Here is a 19,256-nt window from a genome sequence, read left to right as displayed (position 1 = left end):
CGGCGAAGTCCACCCTTTCGGGTGCCCGACGCGAGGGCCCGGTCCGGGCCGGTCAGGCCCGGACCAGCGGTACGTCGAGCCGCGCGGCCAGCTCGTCGTACGTCGTGCCCCAGGTCTCGAGCACCTCGACCCCGCGCCCGTCGGGGCCGGTGCCGACGCGGAAGGTCGCGAGGTCGGTGTAGACCCGGTCGACGCAGCCGGCACCGGTGAGGGGGTAGGTGCAGGCCTCGACCAGCTTGGGCGAGCCGTCCTTCGCGAAGAGGCTCATCATCACCAGCACCTGCTTGGCGCCGATCGCGAGGTCCATGGCCCCGCCGACCGCGGGGATGGCGTCGGGCGCCCCGGTGTGCCAGTTGGCCAGGTCGCCGCCGGCGGCGACCTGGAAGGCGCCGAGGACGCACACGTCGAGGTGGCCGCCGCGCATCATGGCGAAGGAGTCGGCGTGGTGGAAGTAGGAGGCGCCGGGCAGCTCGGTGACGGGGACCTTGCCGGCGTTGGTGAGGTCGGGGTCGATCGGGTCGTGGGGTCCGCCGGTGGCGGCCGGGCCCATGTGGAGCATGCCGTTCTCGGTGTGGAGCACCACGCCGGAGCCCTCCGGCAGGTGGTCGGCGACCAGGGTGGGCTGGCCGATGCCGAGGTTGACGTAGGAGCCGGGCGGGATGTCGCGGGCCACGACGGCCGCCATCTCCGCCCTGCCCAGCGGGCCGCGGTCGGTGTGCTCGAGGGTCATGCCTGCTCCTGCTGCTGGAGGTCGCCGGCCGCGACGCCGGGGCCCGACCCGGGGGCGGCGACGACGCGGTCGACGTAGATGCCGGGGGTGACGACGTGCTCGGGGTCGAGCCCGCCGACGGGCACCACGCGGGAGACCTGGGCGATGGTGGTGCGGGCCGCGGTGGCCATGACCGGGCCGAAGTTGCGCGCGGTCTTGCGGTAGACCAGGTTGCCCATCGCGTCGGCCACGTGGGCGCCGATCAGCGCGTAGTCGCCCCTGATCGGGTGCTCGAGCACGTAGGTGCGGCCCTCGATCTCGCGGGTCTCCCTGCCCTCGGCCAGGGGCGTGCCGACGGCGGTGGGGCAGAAGAAGGCCCCGATGCCGGCGCCGGCGGCCCGCATCCGCTCGGCCAGGGTGCCCTGGGGCACGACCTCGAGCTCGATGCGCCCGGAGCGGTAGAGCCCGTCGAAGACCCACGAGTCGGACTGGCGGGGGAAGGAGCAGACCATCCTGCGCACCCGTCCGGCGGCCAGCAGCGCGGCCAGGCCGGTGTCGCCGTTGCCCGCGTTGTTGGACACCACGACCAGGTCGGAGGCGCCCTGCCGGATGAGGGCGTCGACGAGGTCGACGGGCATGCCGGCCATGCCGAAGCCGCCGATGAGCACCGTCGACCCGTCCTCGACCCCGGCGACGGCCTCGTCGTGGGTCTCGTGGAAGGTCGTCGCGCTCACGCCCGGCCCGTCCCGGCGTGCTCGTTCTCCAGCACCACGGCCAGGCCCTGCCCGACGCCGATGCAGATCGCCGCGACGCCCCAGCGCTCGCCGCTGGCGCGCAGGCGGTGCGCGAGCGTGCCGAGGATGCGCGCACCGCTGGCGCCGAGGGGATGGCCGATCGCGATCGCGCCGCCCCAGGCGTTGACCACCTCGGCGTCGCGCAGGCCGCGCGCGAGCCAGGCGTCGACGCAGGCGATCGACTGCACGGCGAAGGCCTCGTTGAGCTCCACGGCCCCGACGTCGGCCCAGGCGACGCCCGCGCGGTCGAGGGCCTTCTGCGCGGCCTCGACCGGGGCGTAGCCGAAGCGCTGCGGCTCGAGCGCGTGGACCCCGCGGCCCGCGACCCGCGCGAGGGGCTCGGCGCCGAACAGGTCGGCGGCCGACGCCGAGCCGAGCACGAGGGCCGAGGCGCCGTCGTTGAGCGGCGAGGCGTTGCCGGCGGTGATCGTGCCGCCCGCCTCGACGCTGCGGAAGGATGGCGTGAGGCCCGCCAGCGACTCCGCGGTCGAGCCCGGGCGGATGCCCTCGTCGCGGGCCAGGTCGACGCCGGGCACCGCCACGACGAGGTCGTCGTAGCGCCCCGCGGCCCACGCCTCGTCGGCCAGCACGTGCGAGCGGGCGGCCCAGGCGTCCTGACGGGCCCGGTCGATGCCGCGCTCCTCGGCGAGCATCTCGTTGCTCTCCCCGAGCGAGACGGTCCACTCGGCGGGCATCCGCTCGTTGACCAGGCGCCAGCCCAGGGTGGTCGAGACGGCGGTGACGTTGCCGGCGGGGAAGGCGCGCGAGGGCTTGGGCAGCACCCAGGGCGCCCGGGTCATCGACTCCACGCCGCCGACGACCACGACGTCGGCGTCGCCGGTCTCCACGGTGCGCGAGCCCTGCATCGCGGCGTCGAGGCTGGAGCCGCAGAGGCGGTTGACGGTGGTGGCCGGCACGGAGACGGGCAGGCCCGCGAGCAGGACGGCCATCCGCCCGACGTTGCGGTTGTCCTCACCGGCGCCGTTGGCGTTGCCCCACAGCACGTCGTCGATGTGCGCGGGGTCGAGGTCGGGCAGCCGGTCGAGCACGCCGCGCAGCGCGGTCGCGGCCAGGTCGTCGGGGCGCACCTGGGCCAGCGCGCCACCGAAGCGACCGAAGGGCGTGCGGGCCGCGGCGTAGAGGTGGGAGGTGGCGGCCCCGGAGGCCGGGGCGGGCGAGGACGGCATGGCGGGCTCCTGTTCCGAGCGCGACGTCCGACGTGTTCGCATGCCGAACATTCATTCGCTCTGCGAACAGACTACCCCTCCACGGCGTCCAGGCACGAGAGGATCCGGGTCATGACCGCGCCGAAGGCAGCGACCTCGTCCTCGCTCAGGGCGTCGAAGACGAGCGAGCGCACCGTGCGCACGTGGTCGGGGGCGGCGCGCTCGATGGCGGCGCGACCGGCCTCGGTGACCGCGATGAACGCGCCGCGCGCGTCGTCGACGCAGTCCTCGCGCTCGACCAGCCCGCGGCGCCCCATCCGGCCGACGTGGTGCGAGAGCCTGCTGCGCTCCCACTGCAGCGAGGTGGCCAGCGCCGAGACGCGCATGCGACCCTCGTCGCTCTCGGTCAGCCGCACCAGCACGTCGAAGTCGGGCAGGGAGAGGTCGCTGCTCCGCTGGAGGTCGCGGTGCAGCGCGGCGGGCAGGCGGCCCGACACCTGGATCCACTGGCGCCAGACCGCCTGCTCGCGGTCGTCGAGCCACGGAGCGTCGGCATCGGCGGCGTCGGCGGCATCAACGGCGGCGGCGTCGGCGCCGGCGGCAGAGGGGGTCATGGGGACACCCTACGGAATAGTTGACATATCACCTAGGTTCTCCTCTGGTAGTTGACGTATCATCTACCCATCGTCCCCGGAAGGACCCCCCATGAGCGACCGCAGCACCCCCCGCAGCAGCGCCGTCCGGCTCGACGCGGGCCTCGACGTCCGGCGCTCCTCCGACCGCTTCGCGAGCAGCTTCGGCTGGCTCGACTCCAAGCACTCGTTCTCCTTCGGCCACCACCACGACCCGGCCAACACCCACCACGGGCTGCTGCTGGTCAACAACGACGACGTGGTCGACGCGGGCACGGGCTTCGACACCCACCCGCACCGCGACATGGAGATCGTCACCTGGGTGATGCAGGGCTCGCTGGTGCACCAGGACTCGACCGGTCACTCTGGCATCATCTACCCCGGCCTGGCCCAGCGCATGAGCGCCGGGCGGGGCATCCTGCACTCGGAGAAGAACGACTCCTGGCGTCTCGAGGGGCAGGCCCACACCGACCCGGTGCACTTCGTGCAGATGTGGGTCGTGCCGGACGAGTCGGGCGTCGTGCCCGGCTACGAGCAGCTCGAGATCGACGCCGAGCTGATGAGCGGCAGCCTGGTGCCGGTCGCCTCCGGGATGAAGCAGCACGACGGCGCCTCGGCCATCCGCATCCGCAACCGCTACGCCGCCCTGCACGCCGCCCGGCTCCAGCCCGGCCAGAGCGTCGAGCTGCCCGACGCGCCCTTCCTGCACCTCTTCGTGCCGCGCGGCGAGGTGGTGCTCGAGGGCGCCGGCCCGCTCGCGACCGGCGACGCCGTGCGCTTCACCGCCACGGGCGGCCAGAAGGTGACCGCCACCGAGGCGGCCGAGATCCTGGTGTGGGAGATGCACGCCACGATCGCAGCCTGACCCCGTCCGGGCCGTTCCCGCCCTCCCCGCACCTCCCCCGCACCACCACCAGCACCGCACCGAGAGAAGGAGCCCCCCGTGAGCGAGCAGGACCGCGACCTCGTCGCCATCGAGGCCGAGCGCACCCGGATCCGCGACACCCACCTGCGTCCGGCCGCCGAGCGACCCGCCTCCACCGCACGGGGTCTGCACCACACGGCCCTGATCAGCAGCGACGTCGAGCGCACCGTCCGCTTCTACCAGGACGTCCTCGGCTTCCCGCTGACCGAGCTGATCGAGAACCGCGACTACGCCGGCTCCTCGCACTTCTTCTTCGACATCGGCAACTCCAACCTGCTGGCGTTCTTCGACTTCCCCGGTCTCGACGTCGGCCCCTACGCCGAGGTGCTCGGCGGCCTGCACCACCTGGCCATCTCGGTGGAGCCCGAGCGCTGGGAGGCGCTCCGGGCCCGGCTCACCGAGGCCGGCGTGGAGCACGAGGTCCACTCCGGGGTCTCGATCTACTTCCGCGACCCCGACGGCGCGCGCATCGAGCTCATCGCCGACCCGCTCGGCGAGATGTACGGCGAGCACGTCCTCTGACCCACCGGCGCCCGGCCGGCTACGAGCCCGCCTCAACGCCGCTGCGCAAGCGCCTCAGCCGGCCGCTCAGCCCGCCGTGAGGGCGAGGTCGGCCGCCGCGGCCGCGGCGGTCTCCCGCAGGGCCTCGAGGTGGGTCAGCGGGTCGGGGCCGGTGGCCGAGGTGGAGATGTTGAGGGCCGCCACCACAGCACCGTGCGCGTCGCGCAGCGGCACGGCGAGGGAGCGCAGGCCGAGCTCGAGCTCCTGGTCCACCAGCGCCCAGCCCTGCCGGCGGGCCTCCTCGACCCGGTCCCGCAGGACGCTCGCCTCGGTCACGGTGTGCGGCGTGAGCGGGGTGAGGGCCGCAGCGCCGAGGTGGGCCGCGACCGCCTCGTCGGGCAGGGCCGCCAGCAGCACCCGCCCCATCGACGTCGCGTGGGCCGGGAAGCGGGTGCCGACGGTGATCCCCACCGTCATCAGCCGCCGGGTCGCGACCCGCGCGACGTAGACGATCTCCGCGCCGTCGAGCACGGCCGCCGACGTCGACTCCCCCACCCGCGCCGAGAGCCGCTCGAGGTGCGGCTGGGCGACCTGGGGCAGCCCCATGCCCGACAGGTAGGCCGTGCCGAGACGCAGCACCTGCGGGGTGAGGGCGAAGCTGGTGCCGGTGAGGCGCACGTAGCCGAGCTCGACCAGGGTCAGCAGCAGCCGTCGCACGGTGGCCCGGCTCAGCCCGGTGCGGGCCGCCACCTGGCTGAGCGTCATCGAGCCGTGGTCGGCGTCGAAGGCCGTGATCACGTCCAGCCCCCGCGCCAGGGACTGCACGAAGTCCTCGCCCGGACCGCGCCGCCGACCCGCCGGCGCGGCGACAGCGGGGTCGGGGACGGGCTCGCTCATGGCGGCGAGCATAGGGCGGGACGGCAGCGTCGCGGACCGCACCGTACCCGGCCCGGGGCGACCTGCTCGCGTGCTAGGGGGAGGGGCACGGTCGTGCCCCTCCCCCCAGCACGCCGGCGCCTGCACTTCCCCGGCCCCGGAACGGGCCTCGCGAGGTCAGACTGCCCACCCCGCTCGTCGTACGCCGCTCGACGGGGCCCGCGCCCACCTGAGCCGGGCGCGCGGGCGGGGCCGGGCGCGCGCGGCCCGGTACCGTGGAGGCGTGCCGCGCCGCCTGCTCCGCCCCCTCGCCGCCCTCACCGCCGCCGCGGTCTGGACCCTCGCCGGCTGCTCGACCACCTACGTCGACTCCACCCCCGACGGCGCCGACGAGGACGCCCCGGTCGCGGCCGGCTGGACCCGCGTCGACCCGATCGCAGCCGAGCTGCCCACCGACCAGCCCCTCGGCGGCACCGACGCCACCAGCGCCGACCTCACCGAGCCCACCCTGGTCAACGTCTGGGCCAGCTGGTGCGAGCCCTGCCAGGCCGAGATGCCGCTGCTCGACGAGGTGTCGCGCTCCGGCGACCTCCAGGTGCTCGGCCTCTCCCGCGACGTCACCGCCGCCCAGGGCCAGACCATGATCGACGACCTCGACGTCACCTTCGACAGCTGGCTCGACGCCGACGCGGAGTTCGCCGTGGCCCTCGACGGCCGGATGCCGCTCAACAGCGTGCCCGCCTCCGCCATGGTGGTCGACGGCGAGGTCGTGGCCGTGCACCTCGGCGAGTTCCGCGACCGCGCCGAGGTGCTCGACGGCCTCGACTACGTGCCCGCGCGCTGATGCCGCGCCCCGCCCGTGCCGTCAGGACCGGCCGGCGGCCCCGGCCCGCCGCCCTCGCCGCGCTCGTCACGGTCGGCGCCGCGCTCCTGCTCGCCGGCTGCTCCACCACCTACGTCGACACCTCCCCCGACACCCGCCCCGCCGACCTCCCGCAGTCGGGCTGGATCGCCGTCGACCCGATCGCGGTGACGCTGCCGACCGAGGCGCCCCTGGGCGCGGCACCGGCGACGGCCCCCGACCTCGACGAGCCCACCCTGGTCAACGTCTGGGCCAGCAGCTGCGGCCCCTGCCGCGAGGAGATGCCGCTGCTCGACCGGGTCGACGCCGCCGGCGACCTGCAGGTCGTGGGGCTCTCGCGCGACGTCTCCGCCGACGACGGCGAGGACCTGATCGCCGACCTCGGTGTCGCCTTCGACAGCTGGCAGGACGCCGACCTGTCCTTCCTGCGCTCCCTCGACGGCCGGGCGTCGCTGGTCTGGCTGCCCGCCTCGGCGATGGTCGCGGACGGCGAGGTGGTGGCCGTCCACGTCGGGCCGTTCCACTCGCGCGCCGAGGTGCTCGAGGGACTCGACCACGTGCCCGGGCGCTGAGGCACTGAGACGCGACCATCCTGCGTGGAGCGCCGCTAGCCTGGCCGCCATGGCCACGCCCCGCACCCGCCCCCGAGCGGCGAGGACACGGACCTCGCCGGCCGTGCTCGCCCTGGCCGGAGTCGTGGCCGGAGCCACCCTCGCCAGCGTGGCCTGGATCGCCGCGCTGCTCGCCGCTGCCTACGGTCCGCTCGGCAGTGCGGGCATCCTGTCGGCCGTCGTGGGCCTCACCGTCGTCACCGGGCTGCTGCTGCGGCGTCACTCCCCGCGGCGGCGCCGACCGGCCGCGAGCCCGTCCTCGCCGGGCTGAGGCTCATCCAGGCGGCGCCGGACGTCGGGGCCGGGCAGGCCGCCTCGGACGGTCGGACCGCCTCGGTCGGGCGCGGGCGGTCGTGCGCGGGCGGGCGCGGGCGGGCGGCCGGCGCGGTGCGGCGTACGGGCCGGGTCAGCCCTGGCGGACCTCGCCGGTGAGCAGGAAGCCGATGTCGTCGGCGAACTGGCTGGGCGAGGTCTCGCGGCCCCAGATCGCCGGGGCCTCGCCGTCCTGGTCGACGGCGATGACGTAGGTGCCGTGGGCGTTAGGGTCGTAGCCGCCGCCGGGCAGGGCCTCGCCGTCGTCGACGTAGACGCCGACCGACTCCCCGAGCTGGTTGACGGCATCGAGGTCTCCGGTGAGGCCGGTGAAGGAGGGGTCGAAGTTGCCGAGGTAGTCGTCGATGACCGCCGGGGTGTCCTTCTTCGGGTCGGTGCTGACGAAGACCACGTCGACCTCGCTGCGCTGCTCCTCGTCGAGCTTGAGCAGCCCCGAGGCCAGGGAGTTGAGCACCTGCGGGCAGATGTCGGGGCAGGAGGTGTAGCCGAAGAAGAGCAGCGTCAGCGGCTTGTCGGCGTCGGTGGCCAGCGTGAACGGCTGACCGTCGGTCGTCTCGAGGGTGGTGTCGGCGACCTCGAAGGGCGGGTCGACCACGCGGCCGGTGAAGTCGACCTGCTGCTCCTGCGAGCAGCCCGAGGCGACCAGCGCGGTCACGGTGAGGGCGGCCAGCGCCCCCGCCGTACGCCGCCGTCGCGGGCTCGGACTGGTCGGTCGGGCGGATCGGATGCGCACGGGATCGATGGTACGAGGGCCTCCCGCAGGCCCCGCCGGGCCGGTGGCGGCCGGTCGCGACCGGTGTCGGCTGGGCCACAGCCGCCACGTCAGCCACACCTGTCGGCCCGGACCCGCACCTGTCGGCCCACGCACCGGCCGACAGGTGCGGGTTTCGCCAGCCGGCTGGTGAAACCCGCCAAGCCGCCGCTCAGGCCTCCCCGAGGTCGGCCAGCACCTGCTGGGCGACGCGGAAGGCGGCGTTGGCGTCGGGGACGCCGCAGTAGATGGCGGTCTGGAGCAGGACCTCGCGGATCTCCTCGACGGTGACGCCGTTGGTGCGGGCGGCGCGCACGTGCATCGCGAGCTCCTCGTGGTGGCCGCGGGCGACGAGGGCGGTGAGGGTGACCAGGGAGCGGCTGCGGCGGTCGAGGCCGGGGCGGTTCCAGACGCCGTCCCAGGCGTAGGCGGTGATGAAGTCCTGGAAGTCGCGGGTGAAGTCGGTCGTGGCGGCCCGGGCGCGGTCGACGTGGACGTCGCCGAGCACCTCGCGGCGGGTGACGAGGCCGGCGGCGACGCGCGGGTCGTCACCGTCGTACGCCGCGGGCGCCGCACCACCCGCGCCACCCACGCCACCACCCGCGCCGCCGACGGCTCCGGGGCCGGCGAGCGCCTCGTCGAGCGACCCGCCGAGCAGGTGCGCCCGCACCAGCCGGGCCACGACCTCGGGGGCCTCGGCGGGGGCGAGGTGGGCGACGTCGGGCATCTCGACGTAGGAGCCGCGGACGACGCCGTCGGCGATCGCACGCAGCGACTCCGGCGGGGTGGCGACGTCGTGGCTGCCGGCGACGGCGAGGACGGGGGCGGTGATCTCGCCGAGGCGGTCGCGCACGTCGAAGGCCGCCAGGGCGCCGCAGACGGCGACGTAGCCCTCGTCGCGAGCCGCCGAGAGCGCGTGCAGCAGTGCGGAGCCGGCCTCGGGCTCGCGATCGAGGAACCCGGGCCCGAACCACCGCTGCGCCGACCCGCTCACCAGCGCGGGCGTGCCCGAGTCGGTGACCGTGGCCATCCGCTCGGTCCAGGAGGCGGCGGTGCCGATGCGCGCGCCGGTGCACAGCAGCACGGCGGCGTCGACGCGGTCGGGGGCGTCGAGGAGCAGCTGGAGGCCGACGGCGCCGCCGACGGAGTCGCCGGCGTAGGCGAAGGACGAGCCGGGCGGGTCACCGCGCTGGGTCATCACCTCGTCGACCAGCACGAGCACGCCGGCGGCCAGCCCGGCCAGGTCGAAGGCACGCGCGGGCACGGCGGTGTTGTGGCCGTGGCCGGGCAGGTCCCAGGCCAGGACGTCGAAGACCTCGGTGAGGCCGGCGGCCGCGCAACGGGTCCACAGCGTGGCCGCCGAGGTCCCGAGCGAGGGTCCGAGCACGAGCAGGGGGAGGTCGGCGCGGTGGGCGGCCCCGCTGAGGCGCACCCCGGTGACCGCGGGCACGACCGGCGGGTCGCCGGGCGAGACGCCCGCCGCGGCCGGGGCAGGACGCGGGTCGGGAGTCGGGTCGGGGGTCGGGTCGGGGGGCGGGTCGGGGGTCACGGGGTCACCTCACGGGCTCGGTGGAGGACGGCGTCGACGAGGGCGTCGGTGGCGCCGAGGTAGGTCGGTCGGGGGTCGCGCCCGGTGAGGGCGGCCATGCTCCGCTGCTCCGCGCGTACGTCGGAGCCCGCGGCCCCCAGCGTGGCCGCCATCCGCGCGGGGTGCACCCGGAGGCCGGCGAGCAGGTCGGCGGTCTGGGAGGCGGCGGTGCAGGTGCGGCGCAGCAGGTCGCGCAGGGTGGCCCACTCGGCGTGCCAGGCGCCGTCGGAGCGCTGGTCGACCTGGTCGGCGGCGGCGAGGTGGAGGGTGGCCGCGAGCTGGGGGGTGGTGAGCGCGGCGCGCCGCACGAGCACGGCCAGCACGGGGTTGGCCTTGTGGGGCATGGTCGAGGACCCGCCCCCGGCGCCCTCGGAGAGCTCGGCGATCTCGGGGCGGGCCAGGGTGAGCACGTCGCGCGCGACGTGGCCCCAGGCGTCGGTGCAGCGCACGGCGGCGTCGCCGACGCGGGTCAGCGGGCTGCGCACGCCGTGCCACGGCACGGCCGGCGCGAGGCCGAGGGCCGCGGCGACCTCGGTGGTGAGCGCGAGGGGGTCGTGGCCGGGCGGGAGCAGCTCGCCGAGGGCGGCGAGGGTGCCGGCGGCGCCGCCGAGCTGCGCGGGCAGCGTCCGCCCGCCGAGGGCGGCGACCTCGTCGTGGGCGTCGAGCACGCCGCCGAGCCAGCCGGCGGCGACGAGGCCGAAGGTCGTGGGCACGGCGTGCTGGGTCAGCGTGCGGGCGGTCATCGCGGTGGTGCGGTGCTCCTCCACCAGCGCGACCAGGGTCGTGACCTGCGCGCCGAGGTGGGCGGCCACGTCGTCGAGGGCGGCGCGGGCCAGCAGCACCAGCGCGGTGTCGACGACGTCCTGGCTGGTCAGGCCGCGGTGCAGCCAGTGCGCGGCGTCGGTCTCGGCGCCGAGGCGGGAGCGCAGCAGCGCCAGCAGCGGGAGCACCGGGTTGCCGCCGGCCTCGGCCCGCTCGGCGAGGCCGGGGAGGTCGCCGGGGCCGACGAGGCCGCCGAGGTCGGCGCGGGCGCGCACCGGCGCCACGTCGGCGGCGACGAGCGCGGCGAGCCAGGCCTGCTCGACGTCGAGCATCGCGGCCAGGAAGGCCTCGTCGGAGAGGACGTCGCGGGCCCGGTGGTCGCCGGGCCAGAAGAGGTCGGCCACGGCGTCAGTGTGTCCCACCGACGCCGGGGGCCGCCCGCGCGGAGTGGTCGAGGAAGACGGTCTCGTGCTCGCCCTGCAGCCGCAGGTCGATCAACAGCCCGTCGCCGTCGTCGGTGCAGCGCAGGGTCGCGGCGCGCGGACCGAGCGCGAGCAGGAGGTCGTCGTCGGGCGCGTCGGGGAGGTAGGCGCGGGTCTGGAGCCGGTCGAGCAGGCCGCGGGCGAGCAGCGTCAGGGCGACGTACGGCGTGCCCGGGCGCAGCGTCACGAAGGACCAGCGCCCCTCGCCGTCGGTGGCGCAGCGGCCCCAGCCGGTGAAGGTGACGCCGTCGCGGCGCAGCGAGCCGGGCTGCTGCACGACCGTGCCGTCGGGGGCGGTCTGCCACAGCTCGACCAGCGCGTCGGGCACGGGCTCTCCGGCGCCGTCGAGCACGCGGCCGCGGAGCACCACCGAGCCGGGCGAGCCGGGCGGCACGAGCTCGCGGTCGCGGGGGAAGGGCAGGGCGTCGTGGAAGAAGGGCCCCACGGTCTGCCCGGGGGTGGGAGCGGGCGTGGGGGCGGGCGTGGGAGCGGGCGTGGGAGCGGCGGGGGTGCTCATCAGGCGTCTCCTGCTCGGTGCTCGGCGTGGTCGGGCTCGACGTCGTCCTCGCGCGGGGTGCGGTGGGAGCCGGTGAGCACGATGTCCCAGCGGTAGCCGGTGGCCCACTCGGGCTGGGTGAGGTCGTGGTCGTAGGTCGCGACGAGCCGGGCGCGGTCGGCGGGGTCGGTGACGGCCTGGTAGATCGGGTCGAGGGCGAAGAGCGGGTCGCCGGGGAAGTACATCTGCGTGACCAGGCGCTGGGTGAAGTCGGTGCCGAAGAGCGAGAAGTGGATGTGGGCGGGTCGCCAGGCGTTGCGGTGGTTGCGCCACGGGTAGGGCCCGGGCTTGATGGTGGTGAAGCGGTAGGTGCCCTCGGCGTCGGTGAGGCAGCGACCGACCCCGGTGAAGTGGGGGTCGAGGGGTGCGGGGTGCTGGTCGCGCTGGTGCGCGTAGCGCCCCCCGGCGTTGGCCTGCCAGACCTCGACGAGCTGGTGGCGCACGGGGCGACCCTCGCCGTCGACCACGCGGCCGGTGACGACCATCCGCTCGCCGATCGGCTCGCCGCGCCCGCCGACGGTGAGGTCGGCCTCGAGCGGGTCGACGTCGCGCCGCCCGAAGACCGGGGCCCACAGCTCGAGCCCCTCGGGGTCGACCGGGTGCAGCGCTTGGGTGGGGTGGCGCAGGGCGGAGGACCGGTAGGGCGGGTAGTCCAGGCGCGGCTGGCGCCCGGGGGTGCCGTCGAGCGCGGCGATCTCGGCGCTGACCTCGGCCTGGCTCCCGGGCTCGGGGACGGGCTCGGGGGCTGGCTCCGGGGTGATGGGTGTGCTCACCCCCGCACCGTAGGGCGACGCCGGTCACACCACTGCCGCCGCCTTTCCGCTGACCGGAAGCGGCCGGTGGTCGGCGCGATGTGAGCGCTGTCACGGTGAGGCCATGTCCTCCTCCCCCTCCCCCACCCCCGCGCGGCCCGGCACCGCCTCCGGGACCACCTCCCCCGGGGCCGCCGGCGCCCCCTCCGGCCCCGCCGGGTCGGCGAGCCCCGCCGCGTGGTGGCCGGTGGCCCTCTGCTGGGTCGCGGTCGCCTTCGACGGCTTCGACCTCGTGGTGCTCGGGGTCGTCATCCCGGTGCTGTCCGCGACCGGGGCCCTGGGGTTCACCGACGCCTCGCTCACCTGGGCCTCCACCCTCGGCCTGGTCGGGGTCGGCATCGGCGCGGTCGCGGTCGGCCCGCTCACCGACCGCTTCGGGCGCCGCCGCGCCCTCCTCACGAGCATCGCGGTCTTCTCCGTGCTCACGCTGGTGCTCCCGCTGGCCCGCACCGTCACCGAGTTCACCGTGCTGCGCTTCCTGGCCGGTCTGGGTCTCGGCGCCTGCCTGCCGACCGCCCTGGCCTTCATGTCCGAGCACGCGCGGCCCGGCCGCGGCGGCAGTGCCGTGACCCGCATGATGACCGGCTACCACGTCGGCGCCGTGCTCACCGCCCTGCTGGGGCTGTGGCTGGTCGACGCCTACGGCTGGGAGGCGATGTTCGTCGTCGGCGGCGTCGCCGGCCTGCTCACGCTCCCGGTCATGTGGGCCCGCCTGCCCGAGTCGGAGGCCTACCTCCGTGCCCGCGACGAGCGCGCGACCGCGGGACCCACCTCGAGCAGCACCACCGGCGCCACCACCCGCGGCACCGGCGACGCCGACCGCCACGGCTCCGTCACCCCCGGCGCGCCCGTGGCGCGCGCGGCGCGCACCTCCGACGTGGTGCGCGGGGTCTACCTGCGCATCAGCCTGGGGCTGTGGGTGGCCTCGTTCATGGGTCTGCTGCTGGTCTACGGGCTCAACACGTGGCTGCCCAAGATCATGGGCGAGGCCGGCTACTCCATCCAGGCCGGCACCGGTCTCATCCTGGTGCTCAACGTGGGCGCCGTGATCGGGCTGCTGGTCGCCGGGCAGATCGCCGACGCACGCGGCAACAAGCGCACCGTGCTGGTGTGGTTCGGGCTCGCGGCGGTCTTCCTCGCGCTGCTGAGCATCCGCATCGAGAGCTCGCTGCTGGTCTACGTCGGCGTGCTGCTGGCGGGCGTCTTCGTCTTCAGCGCCCAGGTGCTGGTCTACGCCTTCGTCGGCCACCTCTACCCGCCGCAGGTGCGCGGCACCGCCCTGGGCATGTCGGCCGGGGTCGGTCGCGTCGGCGCCATCGTCGGGCCCTCGCTCGGCGGCGCGCTGGTCACCGCCGGCGTGGCCTACCCGTGGGGCTTCTACGCCTTCGCCGTCGCGGCCGTGCTCGCCGTCGTCGCCCTGGCCACCGTGCCCGCCCACGTGCGGGCCTCGGCGACCGCGGCCTGAGGAGTGGCGCCGGCCGGGGTCCACCGACCGGCGCCCGGTGGCAGGATCGCGACCATGGCCGGCAACTCCTCCGCCCCCGGGGCCAGCGTGGCCAGCAAGGTGCTGGCGCTGCTGGAGGCCTTCGACGACGACCACCGTCGGCTCTCGCTGACCACGCTGGCGCAGCGCGCCGGCCTGCCCGTGCCCACGGCCCACCGCCTGGTGGCCGAGCTGGTCGGGTGGGGGGCACTGGCCCGCGTCGAGAGCGGGGAGTACGTCGTCGGCCGTCGCCTCTGGGACCTCGGCCTGCTCGCCCCGCACCAGGCCGGGCTGGTCGAGATCGCCTCGCCCTTCCTGCAGGACCTGCACGCCGCCACCCGCTCGACCCTGCACCTCGCGGTGCGCGACGGCCTGGAGGTGCTCTACCTCGACCGCCTGCGCGGACACGCCTCCGTGCCGGTGGTCAGCACCGTCGGGTCACGGCTGCCGCTGCACGCCACCGGGGTCGGCAAGGTGCTGCTGGCCCACGCGCCCGCCGACGTGCAGGCCCAGGCGCTCGCGCGGCTGACCCGGGTGACGCCCTACACCGTGGTCGCCCCCGGCACCCTGCGCCGCCAGCTCGACCGGGTCGTCGCCGAGGGCTACGCCACCACCTCGGAGGAGATGAGCCTCGGCGCGTGCTCGGTCGGCGTGCCCGTGCGCCGCGGGGACGAGGTCGTGGCCGCCGTCGGCATCGTCGTGCCGTCGCTGCGCCGCGACCGGGCCCGTCTCGTGGCCGCCCTCGAGGTCGCCGCCCGCGGCATCGGCCGGTCGCTGGGCTGAGCGCAGGCGGGTCGGCCGCCGGGACGTCACGCGCCCGTGGAGGCGCACCCACCGCTCGCATGACGTCCCGCCCCGCGGCGACCACAGGGGTGAGACCCGCCCGGGCGGCGTAACCATCACCGGTCGGTCCCGTTGAGTGAGCGTGGTCACGCGCGTGGCCGCACGCCTTGGGAGGGGTTTCTCGGACATGTCAGCACCCGCAGCACGTCGTACGCCCGGCCGGACCGGTCGCGCCCGCACCACCGCCCGCACCGCCACCCGGGTGGCCGCGACGACGGCCGCCGCGGCGGTCGCCACGCTGGCCGCCAGCCCGGCGATGGCGGCCGGACCGGTCGCCCAGGCCAGCGCGACGGCACTCGAGGTCACGGTGGCCAGCACCCCCACCGACTCGGGGTCCTACTCCGTGACCAACGACGGCCGCCGCGAGCGCGCCACCGGCACGAGCTCCCCGGCGATCACGGCCCTGGCCGGCCAGGACTTCGTGGGCGCCGGCACCCTCGCCCAGGACGCCACCACCCGCATCGTGGGCCGCGACGGCCGCTCGGCGGCCTGCGCCGGGCTCGCGGGCGACGGCGCCACGGTCGCCGCCGCCGGCGACAGCAGCTGCCTGACCCCGGGGCAGAACCTCACCCTCGACGCCGCGTCGCTCGACCTCACCGGCGTCCAGCTGGTGCAGTCGGACCTCCTGCAGGGCCTCGACCTGCAACTCCAGGACGCCCTCGCCCCCGTGCTCGACCAGGCCTTCCCCGCGCTGCAGGACGCCGTCGGTCAGGTGCTCGACGCCGCCGACCTCGGGGTCTTCCTCGACGCCGGCGCCGTCCAGAGCCGCTGCACCGCCGCGCCCGGCACCGCCGACGGCACCGCCGACCTCACCGACGTCAGCGCCTACGCCCGCGTGATGGGGCAGCGCGTCGACCTGGTCTCGCTGCCGGTCAGCCCCGCCCCCAACACCAAGGTCGTCACCGACCTCGGCGAGGTCGCGGCGCTGCTGGAGCAGGCGCTGCAGGAGCAGCTCACCACCGCCCTCGACGGCGCCCTCGGCCCGCTGGGCGACGCGATCGACCAGGCCGCGGTGGTCGACGAGGCGCTCGCGACCCTCGGCGAGCAGCTCGCGCCGCTGGAGGAGAACGTCCTCGACCTCACCCTCAACAAGCAGGTCCGCCCCAGTGACGGCGCCATCGAGGTCACCGCGCTCGACCTGGCCGTGCTCCCGGTGAGCAGCGACTTCGGCGTCGAGGTGCTCGGCGCCCAGGTCGGCCGCAGCACCTGCGGCCCCAACGGCCGCGTCGGTGCGCCGCCGCAGACCCCCGACCCGACCCCGACGCCCCAGCCCACCGACGTGCCCACCTCGGTGCCGGCCGGCGTGGCCGAGGCCGGCGCCACCGCCGGACCCGACGGGGGCCTGGGCGCCGGCGGCACCCTCGCCCTCGGCGGGCTGCTGGCCCTGGCCGGCGCCGCGGGCGTCGCGAGCTGGCGCCGCGCCACGAGGGCCTGAGCCGTGGGCACCGCTGACGGCGGAGCCGGGGCGGGCGTCACCGCCCGTCTCGGAGCCCTCACCACGGCCCTGCTCGTGCTGGGCGTCGGGCTCGTCCTCGGTGGGCTGGTGCTGCCCAGCGGCACCGACGACAGCGGCCCGTCGTACGCCGACCTGGGCCCGGCCGACCCCGTGCGGCTGCAGGTGCGCTCGCTGCGCATCGACGCCCCCGTCGTGCCCATCGCCGTCACCACCGACCGCGTGCTCGACCCGCCCACCGACGTGCTCGACGTCGGCTGGTGGGACGCCTCCGCCCAGCCGGGCGCCGAGAGCGGCCAGACCGTCATCGCGGGCCACACCGTCCACACCGGCGGCGGCTCGCTGGACCGCCTCGGCGACGTGCGGCGCGGCGCGGCGGTCGACGTGACCACCCCGCGGGGCCGGATGCGCTACGAGGTGACCCGCGTCGTGGTCTACGACAAGGACCAGCTCGCGGCCAACGCCCAGCAGGTCTTCGGCCAGGACCGCCGCGACGGCCGCCTGGTGCTCATCTCGTGCACCGACTGGGACGGCGCGGCCTACGAGAGCAACGTGGTCGTCTTCGGCCGCGCCCTCGGCGAGCCGGTCTGACCCGGCCCTCCGCACAGCCCGGCACCGACCGGGACCGGCCGCCGGCCCGGACCCTGGCCGGCCTCGCGGACGGTCACGTGCCGTCACTGGTCCGGTCACTGGCCCGGTCACTGGTCTGGTCCGAGGGGCACCCGGGGCCGCCCGGTGGGGTGTGAACAGTTGTCCACACGTTCCTCAACACCCTGTGGAGGTTTACAGTACCGGCATGAACGACGCGTCGAACCCCGGTCCCGAGACCCTCACGATCGGTGACCTGGCCTCGCGCACGGGCGTCGCCCCGGCGACGCTGCGCATGTGGGAGCAGCGCCACGGCTTCCCCAACCCGCAGCGCCGCGACAGCGGTCACCGGCGCTACTCCGCGGCCGACGTCGAGGTCGTGCTCGACGTGATCCGCCGCCGCCAGATGGGGGTGCGCCTCGACGTCGCCGTCGAGCAGGCGGTCTCCGCGGCCTGGTCCGACGCCGAGCCGACGACCCCGTCGGCCTACGCCGAGCTGCGCCGGCTCCACCCGCGGCTCAACAGCTACCGCCTGCGCAAGTCGACGCTGCTGGCGCTGTCGTGGGCCATCGAGGACGAGTTCTGCGCGCTCGCCGACCGGCCCTACCTCTTCGGCGCCTTCCAGCACGAGAAGTTCTACGCCCACTCCCAGCAGCGCTGGGAGGAGCTGGCGCGGGTGGCCCGCCAGACCTTCGTCTTCGCCGAGTTCACCAGCCCGCCCGTGACCCGCAGCTCCGACGGCGACACCACCACGCTGTCGGCCGGGCCCGCCTCGGCCGGCGCGCCCGAGGCGCGGCCCGGCGCCGGGGGGCGCCCGACGCGTCCCGCCCGACCGCAGCCGCCGCGTCGTACGCCGACGGCGGTGACCCTGCCCCACGACGCCCCCATGCGCCGCGAGTGGACCGTCGTCTGCGACGCCCCCGACCTCTCCGCCGCCCTCACCGCCTGGGAGCTGCCCGGCCAGGACGACACCCCCGACCGCGACCGGGTCTTCGAGTCGCTGTGGACCGTCGAGCCCGGGCCGGTGCGCGACGCGGCCCGGGTCTGCGCCCGCGTGGCCCAGGCCGCCGGCGTCGAGGAGGCCCGGCCCGTGCTCTACGAGCTGGCCAGCTCCCCCGACCCCGCGCTGGCCGACCTGGCCTCGGTGACGGCGATGTTCAACCGCGTCGTGTCCTACGTCGACCGCTACGCGGTCCGCTGACGTGACCCCTGCCGGCACCGCCGCCGAGGCGACCGGGGCGGGCGCGGCCGCGACCGAGACCGACGTCCTGGTCGTCGGCGCCGGCCTCGCGGGCCTGCGCTGCGCCCGCGTGCTCGCCGACGCCGGCCTCGACGTGCAGGTCTGGGAGGCCGGCGACGCCGTCGGCGGCCGGATCCGCACCGACGTCGTCGACGGCCACCGGTGCGACCGCGGCTTCCAGCTGCTCAACCCCGCCTACGCCGCCGTGCGCGCCTGGGTCGACGCCCCGGCGCTGGGCCTGCAGTCCTTCGGGGCCGGGGTCGTCGCCGGCACCGACGAGGGCCGGCTGCTGCTCGGCGACCCGCTGCGCGCCACCCGCACGCTGCCCTCCACGCTGCGCCACGTGGCTCCTCGCGCCCTCGACGTGCTGCCCCTGGCCCGCTGGGCCGCGCCGCTGCTGCGCCACCCCGCCGGGCGCCACCTGGCCCACCACCTCACCAGCGGCGGCGACACCGACCTGCGCACCGCCCTCGACCGGGCCGGCGTGCACGGTCTGCTGCGCCGGGTGCTCGACCGCTTCCTGTCCGGGGTGGTGCTCGACGACTCCGGCGCCACCTCCTCGGCCTTCGCGCTGCTGCTGCTGCGCTCCTTCCTCACCGGCGTGCCCGGCCTGCCCGCGCAGGGCATGCAGGCGCTGCCCGAGCAGCTCGCCGCACCGCTCGGCGCACGGGTGCGACTCGACCACCGCGTCGAGCGGGTCGGCCCCGCCGGGCCCCGCGGGGTGCTCGTCGAGGGGCCGGCCGGCTCCGTGCGGGCGCGCCGCGTCGTGGTGGCCACCGACGGCGTCGGCGCCGCCGGGCTCACCGCGCTGGAGCCGGTGCGCACCCGCGGCGTGGTGACCACGTGGTTCGCCACCGACGAGCCGGTCGGGCTGCGCAGCGCCACCGAGGCCCGCATGCTCCACGTCGACGCGCGCGAGGTGCCCGCCGGCCCGCTGGTCAACACCGCGGTGGTGTCCGCAGCGGCCCCGACGTACGCACCGGAGGGGAGCCACCTCGTGCAGGGCTCGGCCCTCCTGCGGCGCGGCACCGCGCCGGCCACCGACGGCGAGATCCGCCGCCACGCCGGGCTCCTGCTGGGGGTCGACACCTCCTCGTGGCGCGTGGTGGTGCGCCACGAGGTGGAGCACGCCCTGCCCGCCCAGCCCGCGCCGCTGGCCGCGCGCCGCCGCCAGGCCCTCGACTCCGGCGTCGTGGTCTGCGGCGACCACCGCGACACCGCCTCCATCCAGGGCGCCCTGGTCAGCGGCGACCGCGCCGCCCGCACCGTGCTCGCCGACCTGTGAGCGC

Annotated in this window: 21 protein-coding genes; 11 read left to right on the top strand and 10 right to left on the bottom strand. The window is 76.2% G+C overall.

The window, feature by feature from the left end; all coding sequences use genetic code 11:
* Window positions 1–52: 52 nt before the first annotated feature.
* The 4 genes from M3673_RS15805 to M3673_RS15790 all read right to left on the bottom strand — a co-directional run bounded on the left by M3673_RS15805 (window position 53) and on the right by M3673_RS15790 (window position 3,283).
* The gene (locus M3673_RS15805) at window positions 53–730 is read right to left on the bottom strand and encodes a 3-oxoacid CoA-transferase subunit B (protein WP_251534812.1); all 678 of its coding nucleotides are present in this window, start codon (window positions 728–730) and stop codon (window positions 53–55) included.
* Window positions 727–1,443, bottom strand: a complete 717-nt coding sequence (locus tag M3673_RS15800) for a 3-oxoacid CoA-transferase subunit A (protein WP_251534810.1) — start codon at window positions 1,441–1,443, stop codon at window positions 727–729. Before M3673_RS15800 ends, M3673_RS15805 begins: the two co-directional genes overlap by 4 nt.
* Complete coding sequence (locus M3673_RS15795; protein WP_251534808.1) at window positions 1,440–2,690, bottom strand: thiolase family protein; 1,251 nt, start codon at window positions 2,688–2,690, stop codon at window positions 1,440–1,442. Before M3673_RS15795 ends, M3673_RS15800 begins: the two co-directional genes overlap by 4 nt.
* Before the next feature lie 71 nt (window positions 2,691–2,761).
* A complete protein-coding gene (locus tag M3673_RS15790) occupies window positions 2,762–3,283 on the bottom strand; it encodes a MarR family winged helix-turn-helix transcriptional regulator (protein ID WP_251534806.1) in 522 nt (173 codons plus the stop codon).
* Window positions 3,284–3,374: 91 nt separating this feature from the next.
* Between M3673_RS15790 and M3673_RS15785 the strand changes: the two genes are divergently transcribed.
* Both M3673_RS15785 and M3673_RS15780 read left to right on the top strand, forming a co-directional pair.
* Window positions 3,375–4,166 (top strand): pirin-like bicupin family protein, encoded by a 792-nt coding sequence (locus M3673_RS15785; RefSeq protein WP_251534804.1) that lies wholly within the window; start codon window positions 3,375–3,377, stop codon window positions 4,164–4,166.
* Window positions 4,167–4,244: 78 nt separating this feature from the next.
* Window positions 4,245–4,748, top strand: a complete 504-nt coding sequence (locus tag M3673_RS15780) for a VOC family protein (protein WP_056903146.1) — start codon at window positions 4,245–4,247, stop codon at window positions 4,746–4,748.
* A gap of 66 nt (window positions 4,749–4,814) precedes the next feature.
* Here the strand turns inward: M3673_RS15780 and M3673_RS15775 are convergent, their stop codons facing one another.
* Entirely contained in the window at window positions 4,815–5,624 is an 810-nt protein-coding gene (locus M3673_RS15775; RefSeq protein WP_193666402.1) for an IclR family transcriptional regulator C-terminal domain-containing protein, read from the bottom strand.
* A gap of 262 nt (window positions 5,625–5,886) precedes the next feature.
* Here M3673_RS15775 and M3673_RS15770 point away from each other — a divergent pair, with 262 nt between their 5' ends.
* The 3 genes from M3673_RS15770 to M3673_RS15760 are packed head-to-tail and all read left to right on the top strand — an operon-like array spanning window position 5,887 to window position 7,347.
* Entirely contained in the window at window positions 5,887–6,447 is a 561-nt protein-coding gene (locus M3673_RS15770) for a TlpA family protein disulfide reductase (RefSeq protein ID WP_056863083.1), read from the top strand.
* On the top strand, window positions 6,447–7,037 hold the full coding sequence (locus M3673_RS15765; RefSeq protein WP_251534803.1) for a TlpA family protein disulfide reductase: 591 nt from the start codon (window positions 6,447–6,449) through the stop codon (window positions 7,035–7,037). The genes M3673_RS15770 and M3673_RS15765 overlap by 1 nt, the downstream gene beginning before the upstream one ends.
* Before the next feature lie 49 nt (window positions 7,038–7,086).
* On the top strand, window positions 7,087–7,347 hold the full coding sequence (locus M3673_RS15760) for a hypothetical protein (RefSeq protein WP_251534801.1): 261 nt from the start codon (window positions 7,087–7,089) through the stop codon (window positions 7,345–7,347).
* A 135-nt stretch (window positions 7,348–7,482) separates the two neighbouring features.
* Here M3673_RS15760 and M3673_RS15755 read toward each other — a convergent pair whose 3' ends face one another.
* From M3673_RS15755 to pcaH, 5 genes are all read right to left on the bottom strand, one after another.
* Window positions 7,483–8,142 (bottom strand): SCO family protein, encoded by a 660-nt coding sequence (locus M3673_RS15755; RefSeq protein ID WP_162242264.1) that lies wholly within the window; start codon window positions 8,140–8,142, stop codon window positions 7,483–7,485.
* A 190-nt stretch (window positions 8,143–8,332) separates the two neighbouring features.
* A complete protein-coding gene (gene pcaC, locus M3673_RS15750) occupies window positions 8,333–9,709 on the bottom strand; it encodes a 4-carboxymuconolactone decarboxylase (RefSeq protein WP_251534799.1) in 1,377 nt (458 codons plus the stop codon).
* Window positions 9,706–10,914, bottom strand: a complete 1,209-nt coding sequence (locus M3673_RS15745; RefSeq protein ID WP_251534797.1) for a lyase family protein — start codon at window positions 10,912–10,914, stop codon at window positions 9,706–9,708. Before M3673_RS15745 ends, pcaC begins: the two co-directional genes overlap by 4 nt.
* 4 nt (window positions 10,915–10,918) lie before the next feature.
* Window positions 10,919–11,509: a protocatechuate 3,4-dioxygenase subunit alpha gene (gene pcaG / locus M3673_RS15740; protein WP_251534795.1), complete on the bottom strand. Its 591-nt coding sequence runs from the start codon at window positions 11,507–11,509 to the stop codon at window positions 10,919–10,921.
* On the bottom strand, window positions 11,509–12,321 hold the full coding sequence (pcaH, locus tag M3673_RS15735; RefSeq protein ID WP_251534793.1) for a protocatechuate 3,4-dioxygenase subunit beta: 813 nt from the start codon (window positions 12,319–12,321) through the stop codon (window positions 11,509–11,511). The genes pcaG and pcaH overlap by 1 nt, the downstream gene beginning before the upstream one ends.
* A gap of 103 nt (window positions 12,322–12,424) precedes the next feature.
* On the opposite strand from pcaH, the gene M3673_RS15730 reads away from it, so the two are divergent.
* From M3673_RS15730 to M3673_RS15705, 6 genes are all read left to right on the top strand, one after another.
* On the top strand, window positions 12,425–13,825 hold the full coding sequence (locus tag M3673_RS15730; protein ID WP_251534790.1) for an aromatic acid/H+ symport family MFS transporter: 1,401 nt from the start codon (window positions 12,425–12,427) through the stop codon (window positions 13,823–13,825).
* 54 nt (window positions 13,826–13,879) lie between these two features.
* The gene (locus tag M3673_RS15725; RefSeq protein WP_193666394.1) at window positions 13,880–14,626 is read left to right on the top strand and encodes an IclR family transcriptional regulator; all 747 of its coding nucleotides are present in this window, start codon (window positions 13,880–13,882) and stop codon (window positions 14,624–14,626) included.
* Between the two features lie 187 nt (window positions 14,627–14,813).
* Window positions 14,814–16,121, top strand: coding sequence for a hypothetical protein (locus M3673_RS15720; RefSeq protein ID WP_251534788.1), 1,308 nt, complete (start codon window positions 14,814–14,816; stop codon window positions 16,119–16,121).
* Window positions 16,122–16,124: 3 nt separating this feature from the next.
* Window positions 16,125–16,730: a class F sortase gene (locus M3673_RS15715; RefSeq protein WP_193666392.1), complete on the top strand. Its 606-nt coding sequence runs from the start codon at window positions 16,125–16,127 to the stop codon at window positions 16,728–16,730.
* 205 nt (window positions 16,731–16,935) lie between these two features.
* The gene (locus M3673_RS15710) at window positions 16,936–17,928 is read left to right on the top strand and encodes a DICT sensory domain-containing protein (protein WP_251534786.1); all 993 of its coding nucleotides are present in this window, start codon (window positions 16,936–16,938) and stop codon (window positions 17,926–17,928) included.
* 1 nt (window position 17,929) lies between these two features.
* Window positions 17,930–19,252 (top strand): NAD(P)/FAD-dependent oxidoreductase, encoded by a 1,323-nt coding sequence (locus tag M3673_RS15705; protein WP_251534784.1) that lies wholly within the window; start codon window positions 17,930–17,932, stop codon window positions 19,250–19,252.
* Window positions 19,253–19,256: the final 4 nt, after the last annotated feature.

Origin of the sequence: Nocardioides sp. P86 (genome assembly GCF_023712465.1) — a bacterium.
GTDB lineage: Bacteria > Actinomycetota > Actinomycetes > Propionibacteriales > Nocardioidaceae > Nocardioides > Nocardioides kribbensis.
This window is presented reverse-complemented; position numbering and strand designations above follow the sequence as displayed.

Bases quoted from the DNA above. Each gene is read 5' to 3' on its own strand.
- pcaG (WP_251534795.1), bottom strand. From the start codon at position 11,509: ATGAGCACCCCCGCCGCTCCCACGCCCGCTCCCACGCCCGCCCCCACG.
- M3673_RS15760 (WP_251534801.1), top strand. From the start codon at position 7,087: ATGGCCACGCCCCGCACCCGCCCCCGAGCGGCGAGGACACGGACCTCG.
- M3673_RS15725 (WP_193666394.1), top strand. From the start codon at position 13,880: ATGGCCGGCAACTCCTCCGCCCCCGGGGCCAGCGTGGCCAGCAAGGTG.
- M3673_RS15790 (WP_251534806.1), bottom strand. From the start codon at position 3,283: ATGACCCCCTCTGCCGCCGGCGCCGACGCCGCCGCCGTTGATGCCGCC.
- M3673_RS15765 (WP_251534803.1), top strand. From the start codon at position 6,447: ATGCCGCGCCCCGCCCGTGCCGTCAGGACCGGCCGGCGGCCCCGGCCC.
- M3673_RS15805 (WP_251534812.1), bottom strand. From the start codon at position 730: ATGACCCTCGAGCACACCGACCGCGGCCCGCTGGGCAGGGCGGAGATG.
- M3673_RS15795 (WP_251534808.1), bottom strand. From the start codon at position 2,690: ATGCCGTCCTCGCCCGCCCCGGCCTCCGGGGCCGCCACCTCCCACCTC.
- M3673_RS15730 (WP_251534790.1), top strand. From the start codon at position 12,425: ATGTCCTCCTCCCCCTCCCCCACCCCCGCGCGGCCCGGCACCGCCTCC.
- M3673_RS15775 (WP_193666402.1), bottom strand. From the start codon at position 5,624: ATGAGCGAGCCCGTCCCCGACCCCGCTGTCGCCGCGCCGGCGGGTCGG.
- M3673_RS15785 (WP_251534804.1), top strand. From the start codon at position 3,375: ATGAGCGACCGCAGCACCCCCCGCAGCAGCGCCGTCCGGCTCGACGCG.
- M3673_RS15720 (WP_251534788.1), top strand. From the start codon at position 14,814: ATGTCAGCACCCGCAGCACGTCGTACGCCCGGCCGGACCGGTCGCGCC.
- M3673_RS15710 (WP_251534786.1), top strand. From the start codon at position 16,936: ATGAACGACGCGTCGAACCCCGGTCCCGAGACCCTCACGATCGGTGAC.